Origin of the sequence: Lacihabitans sp. CCS-44 (assembly GCF_024343735.1) — a bacterium.
GTDB lineage: Bacteria > Bacteroidota > Bacteroidia > Cytophagales > Spirosomataceae > Leadbetterella.
In genome coordinates this window covers 33,829-45,353 of sequence record NZ_RJUE01000054.1, presented here as the reverse complement: position 1 = coordinate 45,353, position 11,525 = coordinate 33,829, and the positions used below count along the sequence as shown (strand labels likewise).

The 11,525-nt window shown below is 38.1% G+C and carries 14 protein-coding genes; 10 read left to right on the top strand and 4 right to left on the bottom strand.

The window, feature by feature from the left end:
- Positions 1-246 precede the first annotated feature (246 nt).
- Complete coding sequence (locus EGI26_RS09620; protein WP_255035317.1) at positions 247-474, top strand: DUF3820 family protein; 228 nt, start codon at positions 247-249, stop codon at positions 472-474.
- Here the strand turns inward: EGI26_RS09620 and EGI26_RS09615 are convergent, their stop codons facing one another.
- On the bottom strand, positions 475-1,509 hold the full coding sequence (locus EGI26_RS09615; protein ID WP_255077917.1) for a glycoside hydrolase family 113: 1,035 nt from the start codon (positions 1,507-1,509) through the stop codon (positions 475-477).
- Positions 1,510-1,525: 16 nt separating this feature from the next.
- On the opposite strand from EGI26_RS09615, the gene EGI26_RS09610 reads away from it, so the two are divergent.
- On the top strand, positions 1,526-2,200 hold the full coding sequence (locus tag EGI26_RS09610; RefSeq protein WP_255077916.1) for an NUDIX domain-containing protein: 675 nt from the start codon (positions 1,526-1,528) through the stop codon (positions 2,198-2,200).
- An 11-nt stretch (positions 2,201-2,211) separates the two neighbouring features.
- A complete protein-coding gene (locus tag EGI26_RS09605; protein WP_255077915.1) occupies positions 2,212-2,859 on the top strand; it encodes a hypothetical protein in 648 nt (215 codons plus the stop codon).
- Positions 2,860-2,913: 54 nt separating this feature from the next.
- Here the strand turns inward: EGI26_RS09605 and EGI26_RS09600 are convergent, their stop codons facing one another.
- The gene (locus tag EGI26_RS09600) at positions 2,914-3,573 is read right to left on the bottom strand and encodes a hypothetical protein (RefSeq protein WP_255077914.1); all 660 of its coding nucleotides are present in this window, start codon (positions 3,571-3,573) and stop codon (positions 2,914-2,916) included.
- Between the two features lie 180 nt (positions 3,574-3,753).
- On the opposite strand from EGI26_RS09600, the gene EGI26_RS09595 reads away from it, so the two are divergent.
- Entirely contained in the window at positions 3,754-4,929 is a 1,176-nt protein-coding gene (locus EGI26_RS09595; protein WP_255077912.1) for an exo-alpha-sialidase, read from the top strand.
- Positions 4,930-5,071: 142 nt separating this feature from the next.
- Positions 5,072-5,536, top strand: coding sequence for a hypothetical protein (locus EGI26_RS09590; RefSeq protein ID WP_255077911.1), 465 nt, complete (start codon positions 5,072-5,074; stop codon positions 5,534-5,536).
- A 106-nt stretch (positions 5,537-5,642) separates the two neighbouring features.
- Here the strand turns inward: EGI26_RS09590 and EGI26_RS09585 are convergent, their stop codons facing one another.
- Positions 5,643-6,803 carry an iron-containing alcohol dehydrogenase gene (locus EGI26_RS09585; RefSeq protein WP_255077910.1) on the bottom strand — a complete coding sequence of 387 codons (1,161 nt, stop codon included), beginning with the start codon at positions 6,801-6,803 and terminating at the stop codon, positions 5,643-5,645.
- Positions 6,804-6,884: 81 nt separating this feature from the next.
- On the opposite strand from EGI26_RS09585, the gene EGI26_RS09580 reads away from it, so the two are divergent.
- Both EGI26_RS09580 and EGI26_RS09575 read left to right on the top strand, forming a co-directional pair.
- Entirely contained in the window at positions 6,885-7,412 is a 528-nt protein-coding gene (locus tag EGI26_RS09580) for a DNA-3-methyladenine glycosylase I (RefSeq protein WP_255077909.1), read from the top strand.
- Entirely contained in the window at positions 7,399-7,821 is a 423-nt protein-coding gene (locus EGI26_RS09575; protein WP_255077908.1) for a DUF1801 domain-containing protein, read from the top strand. The genes EGI26_RS09580 and EGI26_RS09575 overlap by 14 nt, the downstream gene beginning before the upstream one ends.
- Before the next feature lie 158 nt (positions 7,822-7,979).
- Here EGI26_RS09575 and EGI26_RS09570 read toward each other — a convergent pair whose 3' ends face one another.
- Positions 7,980-9,458, bottom strand: coding sequence for a Gfo/Idh/MocA family protein (locus EGI26_RS09570; RefSeq protein WP_255077907.1), 1,479 nt, complete (start codon positions 9,456-9,458; stop codon positions 7,980-7,982).
- 237 nt (positions 9,459-9,695) lie between these two features.
- Between EGI26_RS09570 and EGI26_RS09565 the strand changes: the two genes are divergently transcribed.
- Genes EGI26_RS09565 through EGI26_RS09555 form a run of 3 tightly spaced genes read left to right on the top strand, consistent with a single transcriptional unit; the run spans position 9,696 to position 11,516 of the window.
- Complete coding sequence (locus EGI26_RS09565) at positions 9,696-9,884, top strand: hypothetical protein (RefSeq protein ID WP_255077906.1); 189 nt, start codon at positions 9,696-9,698, stop codon at positions 9,882-9,884.
- Positions 9,871-10,650 (top strand): TIGR00266 family protein, encoded by a 780-nt coding sequence (locus tag EGI26_RS09560; protein ID WP_255077905.1) that lies wholly within the window; start codon positions 9,871-9,873, stop codon positions 10,648-10,650. The genes EGI26_RS09565 and EGI26_RS09560 overlap by 14 nt, the downstream gene beginning before the upstream one ends.
- Positions 10,651-10,685: 35 nt before the next feature.
- Positions 10,686-11,516, top strand: coding sequence for a sugar phosphate isomerase/epimerase (locus tag EGI26_RS09555; RefSeq protein WP_255077904.1), 831 nt, complete (start codon positions 10,686-10,688; stop codon positions 11,514-11,516).
- Positions 11,517-11,525 lie beyond the last annotated feature (9 nt).

The window sequence follows — 11,525 nt, the reverse complement described above, 5'->3', positions numbered from 1 at the left end:
TTTATCAAATAAGTAATAACCCTCTAAATTAAAAAGCATCTCAAAAAAATCAAACTTTTAGAGTAATCAAACGGTGCTATTTTGTTAAAATTCAAACATATATTTGACTTTTGTAACCGTTAAATTAGGTATTATGGAAGTAAGGATTTTCAAGACTTATTTTACTTCTTTGAATTGTGTAAATTCTCAAACTATTAGGACTAATTTTGTGCGGTAGAATTCCATCAATCCATTTCAAAAAACTTTATGTTTCAACCCGACAAACAAATTTTATTAGAAATTGTAAAAAACCAGATGCCATTTGGAAAATACAAAGGCACGCTTTTGTGTGATTTGCCCGTGAGTTATTTGGAATGGTTTTTAAGAAAAGGCGGCTTTCCCGAAGGAAAGCTAGGTATGCAACTTTCTACCGTTTACGAGATCAAATCGAATGGACTAGACGAAATTCTGTGGACGTTAAAGAAAATGAAATGATTACTTAGCAAAATTATCTTCAAGCACCTTTTCAGCCATTTTGCCTTGGGGTGAAAACGTTTCTCTTTCATGAAATCGGTCTAATTCTGTCGGAAACCACTTCCATATAAATGCACCAGCACACCAAGGTTGTTTCCATGCAGTTTCAAAAAACGATTGATAGGCCTTGGCTTGAATAGATTCATTCTTTGGCTTGGAGTATTCAGTTTCCCAAGGTTTTTCTGCACTAAAATCATTGCTTCGATAACCAATTTCTGTAAACAAAATAGATTTTTGGTGTTTGACAGCATATTTTTCTAGCTTTTTTAAGTGCGTTTTCCAGCCCTTGTTTAGCTCATCGATGCTCGGATCTCGCTCATCAGATAGTGGAAAATAACCATCCACTCCAATAAAATCCAACTCATGCCAAAACGGCACTTTGTCAAAGCAATCCCAGTTTTCAGCGTAAGTGAGCTTCCCTTTATATACTTTCTTGATTTCCGAAATCAACCCAAACCAATACGCCTCTCTGCCTTGTACGTGACTGCCCATTTCGGTAGCTATGCAAAAAACTTCCACTTTTTCTGATTCCGCCAAACGAGCAAAAGTGAGGATATACTCCTTAAAACTATCCTCAAATATCTTCCAATCAGACTCTTTCTCGAAATCCATTTCGCCAGTAAACTGCCCCCAACCCAGCCATAAATGCGGTTTTAGCATCACTTTTATACCTTTTGAATGAGCCAACGCAATACATTTCTTCACCCCGACAGGTGTCTCGCCCCACCATTGGTGCTTTTTTGTGGTGTCTATCTGAAACCGAACTTTGGCACTTTCTTTTGGCACAAAAGCATAAGGCATCAATGAAACCCAATTTGCGTTCACTTTTTGAATAGAATGAAAACAAGTGGTGTCCACCTCCTTTGGCGGTGCCACCAGAGATAGACCTTTCATCTTCAATCCTTTGTAATGATACGCTTTATCGCTTGAACCAAAGAAATAAAAACCACCAAAAAGGAGAAGAATAAAAGCGGGAGTAAGTAGTTTTGTTTTCAATTTATAAATTTCAATAATGAAAGAGTCGCTCGAAAATGCTCATAAATTTAAAATCTGGAAAGCCAACTTACAAACTAATGGACTAAAAATAAATAATATAGACGAAATTTATACAAGACACAGATACAATGGCGAGGCCTTATTTTCTCTCGTGATGCTTGACGCCGTCACTCCTGAAGGCGACAAAATACCGCCAATATGTTTCATAAAAGGCGAAGTAGTCTGTGTTTGCATTGTTTTAATAGATAAAGCAACAAATGAGAAATATTTACTGTTGGTAAAACAAAGAAGAATAGCAGAAGGCGGTTATACTTATGAACATCCAGCCGGAATGGTTGATGGCACCAAAACTCCACTTGAAATAGCCGTAATGGAGGTCAAAGAAGAAACAGGAATTACAGTGTCTGAAGAGGACCTCATCAATCTTTCGCCGAACAAAAGGCTTTTTCCAAGTACTGGAACCTCGGACGAGGCCATGTATTTTTACTTTTGTGAAATAGAATTAGACAAAAAAGACATTGAATCTTTCGAAAATAAAGAAATGGGTACTGCCTATGAATTTGAAAGAATAACAACGCATGTTTATCCTTTTATAGATGGACACCATAAAATAAACAACAGCAACGGGCTGTTGCTCAATTACTTGTATTTATCGTCTGTGAAAGATTTTGAAACACTAAAAAGAATTTAATTTTAAAAAAAATGAAAACTAAAATCAAAACTATTTTTTCTCTTATCCTTTTACTTGGACTGAATGCTTGTCAGCAAAGTGGCTCAAATGAATCGGATTCAACATTAGACTCTTTAGCTGTAACTGATACCACGCTGTATCCTGAAAACCTCGAAGCGTCTTCGTTTCCAAATGGAGAACTCGTTCATGAAACAGGCATCTTGAAGAAATTTGAAGATGGCGGTTATCCTTTCGCAACTTTAACTATTGAATTTCCAGAAAGAAAAATGGAAGAGACTTTTAGTCTAAATCTGGAAGAAGTAAAAAACATTGACCAAGAAGTGCTTTCACAATCCACAGGTAAATACTTGGATTTTTCTTATGCTAGCAATTTTGAAAATGCATTGATGGATATTCAGAACAATGGAAAATCTATTTTCAAAACTGACATAATACCCGTAACAAAAGAAATGAAAAATATCTCTGGCGTTTTAAGTGGTGCTAAAGAAGTCACTGGAGGTGACTTGCCAAACAAAGTCTCGGTTAGCAATGCCAACCAAACACTTGACTTTGAATATTACGTAACCGATGAAATGGTAAAATATAATGGAAAAACGATTACGGTTTTCTATGAAGAAAGAAGCACGAACAACTTGGTAGAAGTAAAAATATTGAAATAAAAAAAATGAGGTCATAGCAAGTTTAAACTATGACCTCATTCATTTACATAAAAACTATTTTACCTCTTCAACAGGCTCGACAGTTTCTTTGATTTTCTTCTTCAATTTATGATCAAAAACTCCAAATTTCAAGCCCAAAGAGCTTGAAAATCCGCTTAAGTCAGCATTATAACCACTTTTGTTTGCTGCTAGGCGATAGTTAGCCCCCAAGAAAACTTTGGCATATTTAAACAAGTTCGCTTCTACATTAACACCTGGCTGAAGCACGAAGCTTCCATTTCTGTCGAGATCAAACCTGTCGTCATATCGCCCACGTCGGTCAAAACCTTCAAAACTATTTCTAGTTGCTGTACTCCCCGCACCAATAATTAATGGAAACGAAACATGAACCAAAGCGGCTGGTTTTGGTGTGTATTCCATCTTTAAACCTCCAAAATGCCCTCTGGTAGTTGTAGCACTGTTATCTCCAATTGTTCCAGAAGCAGTTACACCAATGGCAAATTTCTTGTTTACAGTTAGCATCACGCTATTGCCAGCAATAGGCGAAAATGAGCTATTAAGCTGACCAAAGGATAGCTCTGGAGCAATGTAAAAGCCAAGCGACTGAATTTTGTTTTTAGACTTGCCGAACAAGGTTTGCATTTCAGTTTGTGCCATTGTATTGATAGAAATCAAACCCAGCAAACAGACCAAACCACTTTTTAAATAATTCATAAGTTTCAAATTTTCGTTTTGTTTATAATCATTACGAGTCTCAACATTCCGATGCTGCTTTGTGAACGTACTTTTTTTACGCTAGAAAATCTTTCACAGCGTAAGAGGAAATCAATATTTCAAAAAGAATAATAAAATCTGTAAATTTGGTTTACTTTTTTCAACCAAAAAAATTGTTCAATGGAACTTCAAAATTTAAGAATCTGCTTCCTTATTATAATTTCGTTTCAGATTTTTGCCCAAAAGTCTCCAATCATTCATAGTTCTTTAGTTTTCCCATTACAAGAAAAACACGTTCATGCCAGTAGTTTGGTAGTTTTGCCCAACGATGACAAGCTCATTGTTTGGTTTGAGGGAAGTGGAGAAAGAACCTCAGACGACGTAAAAATAATGGGTTCCAGATTAGAGAAAAGCAAAAATAAATGGAGCGAGCCTTTTTTGATGGCAGATACGCCGAATATCCCAGATTGTAACCCTGTGCTATTCTTAAATGCCAAAAATCAGTTATTCTTGGTGTGGATAGCAGTACAAGCCAATAAATGGGAACAATCAATTTTGAGATATAAAATCTCATCAAACTACCAAAATTCTGGTCCACCAGTTTGGGATTGGCAAGACAACATACTTTTAAAACCAAACGATTCTTTTGCGGTAGAGGTTGAGAAAAAGCTCAAAGAGTTACCAGAATTAACCGCTGGTTGGGCTGGATATGCTGCTAAATACGATGATATGATTATGGAAGCAAGCAAAGACCCTGTAAAACGAAGTTTTGGGTGGATGACAAGAATAAAACCTCTGATTTTAGCAGACGGAAAAATAGTATTGCCACTCTACTCTGACGGCTTCAACATGTCGTTGATGGCTATTTCAGAAGACCATGGTCAAAGCTGGAGGCCTAGCTCGCCCTTGGTTGGCCGAGGGCCGATTCAACCGGCAATCATAAAGAAAAAAAACGGCCATTTATTTGCTCTCTTGAGAGATAGTGGCGATGAGCCTTCACGGGTTCAAAAAAGTGAATCTTATGACGAAGGTGAAACTTGGACAGCAGCCACCAAAACAGATATCCCAAATACCGCAAGCGTAGAATTATTGGTATTAAAAGACGGTCGATGGGCTTTTGTGGGCAATGACCAAACGGATGGAAGGTATCGACTAAGTCTCTACTTATCTGATAATGAAGGCCAAACGTGGGAAAGGAAATACGATATTGAAAATGACAGTACTAAAAAAAAGAGCTATTCCTACCCCAGTTTAATACAATCATCGGATGGGAATTTACATATTTCGTACTCCTTTCATGAAGAAAAAATGATAAAATCAATCAAATATATAATCTTGAATCTCGATAAAATTTAAAAAGAAAAATCCCGAAAAAATAATGAACGGCGTTTAAATTAAAGTAAGACTGAAAATCAAAATTTATCCATTCAAAGAATTTGGATTTTAAAATCCTTCCCACTATTTTAGAGAAATTATAGTCATATAAACCATAAACAAAATGAAAACTAAATTATTAATTCTCCTTTTTGCCTTTGCATTTTCTTCATTTACAGTTGATAATATTTATGTTTGGGACAAATACAAACTTCAAATAACCGTTCCTGACGACTTTGAGGTTGTAAAAAACACGGATGAAGAATTTGAAATGTCAGGTGATGGAATGGAATTGGCCATCAGTATTTTTGCAGAAAAAATCACTTTAGCAGACTTAGAGGAAGCAACTGTCGCTGGGGCCGAGGCCATGAAACTCACAGAAATAGACCAAGCTCATGCTACAAAAATCAATCAACTCGAAGGATTTTATGTAGAGGGCTTCTTAGACGGTCACCGAGTAATGTTTGCTGGCCTGATGGATCCTAGAACCAAGACCACTCTTTTTGTAGCCATCACTTTTGCCGATGATGATGAAAATGCGGAAACCGAAGCTTTCAAAATAATAAATTCATTGAAAAGACTTAAATAGTTTACGAGAGTTTAACCTTTCTTGAAAGATTAATAGAATTAATTTCGCTTTGAAACCAAATGGCCTGAAGCGAATATAATTCTATTTTTTTATGGCTTTTATAAAGTCAAGCTATGCTCATTCTTAAAATGGCTTCTGTAGCCTTGGCATCAATATCAGAATTTTCACCATATTTTACTTTTCTTTCTGTAAAACGCTTCGTAATTTCTAAAACTGTCTCCTCTCCTATTCCATAAGCCGATGCTTTTGTGGGTATGCCTAAAGATTCATAAAATTCAATAGTTTTCTGAATAGCAGCCCCCGCCAATTCGTCATCTGTCCCTGTTAGACTCCAAACCTCCTTGGCATATTGAATCATTTTGGCCTTTTTCGACTCCATTTTGTATCGCATCAAATGTGGCAAAACAACAGCCAAAGTCCGAGCATGGTCAATTCCGTGCAATGCCGTAAGTTCATGGCCAATCTGATGCGTAGCCCAATCGCTCGGTACGCCAAGAGAAATCCAGCCGTTCAAAGCCACAGTTGCTGCCCACATAAAGTTTGACATATCCTCGTAGTTTGTCTGGTCATGCATTACTTTCGGTGCTACTTCAATCAATGTTTTGAGTACACCCTCGGCAAATTTGTCCTGGATGAGAGCATTTACTGGATAGGTCAAATACTGCTCCATCACATGCGTAAACGCATCTGCTAAACCATTGGCTATTTGAACATTAGGCAGCGAATACGTAGTCGTGGGGTCTAATATTGAAAATTGTGGATACAATAACGGACTTCCCATGCCGTATTTCTCATGTGTTTCTTTTCTTGAAATAACGCCTCCTGAATTCATTTCTGAACCTGTGGCTGGCAAAGTTAAAATAGCACCAAAAGGTGTGGCAGTTTTATATCTCGTTTTGCCCAAAACAATGTTTTCCCATTCGTTTCCACCCACAAAAGGTATGGCGGCCGAAATAAACTTTGTGCCGTCCAAAACCGAACCTCCACCGACAGACAATATAAAATCTATCTTTTCAGCTCTACCCAATTCAACAGCTTTCATCAAGGTCTCGAAAGTGGGATTGGGCTCAATTCCTCCAAATTCTATGACTTCAAAACCTGCAAGTGCCGCCTTGACTTGATCATAAACACCGTTTTTGAAAATACTTCCCCCACCATAAGTCATCAAAACTTTGGCTTGAACTGGGATATTTTTGGGCAATTGCGAGATGGTATCTTTTCCAAATATAATTTTGACAGGATTCCTGAATATGAAGTTTGCGATCATTTTGCTTAATTTTTTATCATTTAAAATACTAACACGCTTTTTGTTGAATTAATTTTTAATTTTGAGAAAAAACCACTTGAAATGAGCTATTGCACTTACTGTAAAACCCTTCCAGAAGACAACCACCACAGAATTTACCACGACAATCATTATGGATTTCCGATTGATAGAGACAACGAGCTTTTCGAAAGATTTGTTTTTGAAATCAACCAAGCGGGCCTTTCGTGGGATTTGATACTAAAAAAACAAGAAACTTTTCGCCAAGCCTATCACCAATTTGACATAGAAACCGTGGCAAATTATGACAAAAATGAGGTGGAGAGATTGTTAAATGACGCTGGTGTGATTCGTAATAAACTAAAAATCAATGCCGCCATACACAATGCCAAAGAGATTCAGAAACTGCAAAAAGAGCATGGTTCGTTTAAAAACTGGATAGACCACCATCACCCAAAAACCAAAGAAGAATGGGTAAAAATATTCAAAAAAACTTTTAAATTTACTGGTGGAGAGATAGTTAACGAATTCTTGATGAGCACAGGTTATCTTTCTGGAGCTCATGATGCAGATTGTCACATTCTAAAAAAGATACGAAATGGCAAAAGTTGAAATGAAGACAACAGAAAATGAGGTTTCGGCTACGGAATTCATAAACACTGTTGAAGACGAATCCAAGAGAAACGACAGCCTTGAATTGGTAAAAATAATGGAAGAAATTACCAAATCACCTGCCAAAATGTGGGGACCAGCGATTATAGGTTTCGGAAAATACCATTACAAATACGACAGCGGCCGAGAAGCTGATATGTTACGAGTAGGTTTTTCACCAAGAAAGGATGCCTTGGCTCTGTATATTGGAGCCAATTCTGAGGAAAACTTGGATATTATTTCCAATCTCGGAAAATACAAAACAGGAAAATCTTGCCTTTACGTCAAAAAACTCAGTGACATCAACCTTGATGTCTTAAAAGAAATCACCAAAAGAGGTTTTGAAAGAAAACAATTCGGAGAAGTATAAAAAAAGGAAGCATTTCTGCTTCCCATTTTTATATTTTAATACGAATGACACTTCGAGACCTATCAGTCGCAATTTCATTCAGATTATCATCTGAATTTCATTGTGCTCAGTGTCCAGTAAACCAGTAACCAATCCACCAGCAAACCAATCCACCAAAATCAAATCGTTTTCCAACCTTCACGGTAGTTACGAGCCACAAACTGGTTGGCCTCGTCGTAGTTGGTGATTTTCATGTTGTTACCATCCCAAAGCAATTTCTTGCGACCGTCAAAATCCATACCTGCGGCCCCACCTGTTTTCTTTTTGCCTAATTGATAGCTTCTTATGGCCAAGTTACCCATCAAAACGGTTTCAGTCAAAGGTCCAGAATAATCAAAAGACGAAGTCAAAGCTTGGTGTTTTTTACCACCAAAACCTTCTTTAATGGCGTCGCACCATGAAACCTGATGGCCATATTCTGGCAATTTCTCGTTAGGATTGGAGGTTTTAAAATCCTTAGGCATTTCCAAAACATCTCCGTTGTTTTTGTACACTTTTGGTACAAGTCCATAGGTTCCACAAGTCATAATACCCTTAGAACCTATTATCATCACGCCATTTGCACTACCGTTCTCACCAATAGAATCATTCGCCGGAATCAAATCTGGATGGAATGGTCTTACGCCACCATCTGTCCAAATCATTTTGATATCCTTCTTGTTTTTCTTCGATGCAGGAAACTTCAACTGCACATGAGACGACGGCGGACATCCTTCAGGAATATATTCTGCTTGCCAATCTTTCAAGAAAACTTGACCAACGCTACATTCAACTTCGGTTGGGTAACCCAATTCCAAAACTCTGAATGGAGGGTCAATTAGGTGACATCCCATGTCGCCTAAAGCACCAGTACCAAAATTCCACCAACCTCTCCATTTGAATGGATGATAAAGCGGGTGATAGTCCACATAATCAGCCGGTCCTATAAACAAATCCCAATTGGCTTTGCTCATTGTATCTGGCAACTCGGGCTTAGTACTCGGTACCGGAATTCCTTGTGGCCAAACAGGTCTGTTGGTCCATACATATACAGTATCTACCGTACCAATTAGTCCCTTTTTATGCCATTCTATCATTTGTTGTTGACCAGGATTTGAAGCTCCCTGATTACCCATTTGCGTTACGATTTTGTATTTCCTCGCTGCTTCTGTCAGCATTCGAGTTTCGTAAATGTTATGAGTAAGCGGTTTTTGCACATAAACATGCTTGCCCATTTGCATGGCTGCCATAGCCGCCACACCGTGAATATGATCAGGTGCCGAAATCGTCACGCCATCAATATCTCCTTTCATTTGCTCCAACATCACCCTGAAATCAGAATAGAGCTTGGCTTTCGGGAATTTATCGATAGCCGCTTTACATTGACCCGGATCTACATCGCAAAGAGCAACTACGTTTTCTGCACCATTATTATAGGCGTTAAAAATATCCGAGCGACCTTTACCACCAGCACCAATTGCTGCTAGATTAAGTTTATCACTTGGGGCTTTGAAGCCTTTGCCCAACACATGGCGAGGCACAATGAAGAACGAACTCGCAGCCACAAGGCCAGTTTTCAAAAAGTCCCTCCGTCCTTTTTCTAGAATCTTTTTTTCCATATTTGTTTGATTGAATAGTATTTTGTTAAAGAATTTCTGAAACAATGAATCTCGATGTTATCCAAAATATTGCCCCAGCATTTCAAACTATAATATTAAGCACAAAAGTTTATTTATGAATTATATTTTTAAAAAAATTTAATAAACTTAACGAATATTTAATGGAAAAGAAAAAATAGCATTCCAAGCTCTAAATAAAGAAATCTTGTATTTTTGTTTCAAATTAGAAAAGCTAAAATGGCAAAAAAAGTAAAAGAAAAAGTAGAGCTACCGAAAGTACACAAAGACCTCGAAGGTTTTGACGTTACCATCAACTCATTTGGAGAAATCCAGATGTCGTATAATATTGAGAAAATCAACGATTTTTTGAACAATAAAGTAGAAGATAAAAAACTAAAACATTTGAAAGAAGATGAGAAGTCATGAAATAGATTATAAAATCTTAGGAGAAGATATACAAGTAGTCGAAATAGAGCTTGACCCCAACGAAACCGTAATAGCCGAGGCAGGATCGATGCTTTTTATGGAAGACGGCATAAGTTTCGAAACCAAAATGGGCGACGGTTCACAGGCCAATCAAAGTATTTTGGGCAAAATGTTTCAAGCCGGTTCAAGACTTTTGATGGGCGAGTCTTTGTTTATGACCCACTTCACCAACCGCGGCGTGGGCAAAAGAAAAGTAGCCTTTGCAGCACCTTATCCCGGCACTATAAAGGCTGTTGACTTAGCTACCATCAACCAAAACACACTCATTGTACAAAAAGATGCATTTCTTTGTGCGGCCATGGGTACGAGTATCTCCATTCATTTCAACAAAAGATTTGGAGCGGGTTTATTCGGCGGTGAAGGGTTTATCCTAGAAAGAATTCAAGGCGATGGCCTCGCTTTCATTCATTCGGGCGGTGTGGTTATTGAAAAAACGCTCAACAACGAAGTGCTAAGACTAGATACAGGATGTTTGGTAGCCTATGAACCGCAGCTCAACTTCGATATTCAGAGTGCTGGAGGCCTTCGGTCAATGATTTTCGGTGGCGAAGGCATGTTTTTGGCTACTTTGAGCGGAACTGGCAAAGTCTGGATACAATCGCTTCCAATATCTAAACTTATACAAAGACTGTCGCCTTATGGCGGAAACGCAAGCAAAGAAAGCGGCTCTGTTTTAGGTGGTCTTGGTAATCTATTTGAACACTGAGATTAATATTAACCCTTAAATTTCGACCTTACAAGATGAATAGAAGAGATTTTTTACAAAAAACAATCGCTTTAAGTGCGGCCACCATGGTTGGCACAGACATTTTCGCTGCCAAAAAACTCAAGACCTTTGGCTGCCAACTCTACAGTGTCAGAGACTTGATGCCAAAAAACGCCAAAGGTACCATGGAGGCCCTGGCCAAAATGGGATATGAATTATTTGAATCTTACTCAAAAGACCCATTCTGGGGAATGTCGGCCGATGAGGCGGTGCGTTTTCTGAAAGACATAGATGTTAGAATGATAAGTACACATCTTGGCTTGGCCGATATCAACGAAGCCTTGGTCGAAAAAGCCGCCAAGGTTGGTTTAGAATACATAATTTGTCCAGCAATTGGCCCGCAAAAAGACCTTGACGCTTGGAAACAAAAGGCCTCTGAGTTTAATATGAGAGGCGAATTGTGCAAAAAATACGGCTTGAAATTTGGTTATCACAACCACTCCTACTCTTTTGCTTTTGTAAATGGCCTTAAGGGTCAAAAAGTGCTATTGGACAACACAGACCCTAGTCTTGTTTGTTACGAATTGGATATGTGTTGGAGCGAGGCTGCTGGCGAAAACACCATAGACCACCTCAAACAATACGGCAACAGATACGAACTTTGTCACGTAAAACAATTGGTAGAAAAAGACCCAAAACCTAAGCAAACCGATCTTGCGGATGGTATTATAGACTACGCCAAGCTTTTAAGAGCCGCCAAAGACAACGGAATGAAGTATTATCTAGTTGAACAAGAACAATATCCGGTAGATTCTATCACATCTATGAAAAACGATGCGGTCTTTATGAAAGGTTTGAAAATCTAGAAAAATTAT

Coding starts and splice junctions, on each gene's coding strand:
- EGI26_RS09580 (WP_255077909.1), top strand. CDS start 6,885: ATGAGCTATTGCACTTACTGTAAAACCCTTCCAGAAGACAACCACCAC.
- EGI26_RS09565 (WP_255077906.1), top strand. CDS start 9,696: ATGGCAAAAAAAGTAAAAGAAAAAGTAGAGCTACCGAAAGTACACAAA.
- EGI26_RS09570 (WP_255077907.1), bottom strand. CDS start 9,458: ATGGAAAAAAAGATTCTAGAAAAAGGACGGAGGGACTTTTTGAAAACT.
- EGI26_RS09590 (WP_255077911.1), top strand. CDS start 5,072: ATGAAAACTAAATTATTAATTCTCCTTTTTGCCTTTGCATTTTCTTCA.
- EGI26_RS09585 (WP_255077910.1), bottom strand. CDS start 6,803: ATGATCGCAAACTTCATATTCAGGAATCCTGTCAAAATTATATTTGGA.
- EGI26_RS09620 (WP_255035317.1), top strand. CDS start 247: ATGTTTCAACCCGACAAACAAATTTTATTAGAAATTGTAAAAAACCAG.
- EGI26_RS09605 (WP_255077915.1), top strand. CDS start 2,212: ATGAAAACTAAAATCAAAACTATTTTTTCTCTTATCCTTTTACTTGGA.
- EGI26_RS09600 (WP_255077914.1), bottom strand. CDS start 3,573: ATGAATTATTTAAAAAGTGGTTTGGTCTGTTTGCTGGGTTTGATTTCT.
- EGI26_RS09595 (WP_255077912.1), top strand. CDS start 3,754: ATGGAACTTCAAAATTTAAGAATCTGCTTCCTTATTATAATTTCGTTT.
- EGI26_RS09560 (WP_255077905.1), top strand. CDS start 9,871: ATGAGAAGTCATGAAATAGATTATAAAATCTTAGGAGAAGATATACAA.
- EGI26_RS09575 (WP_255077908.1), top strand. CDS start 7,399: ATGGCAAAAGTTGAAATGAAGACAACAGAAAATGAGGTTTCGGCTACG.
- EGI26_RS09610 (WP_255077916.1), top strand. CDS start 1,526: ATGAAAGAGTCGCTCGAAAATGCTCATAAATTTAAAATCTGGAAAGCC.
- EGI26_RS09555 (WP_255077904.1), top strand. CDS start 10,686: ATGAATAGAAGAGATTTTTTACAAAAAACAATCGCTTTAAGTGCGGCC.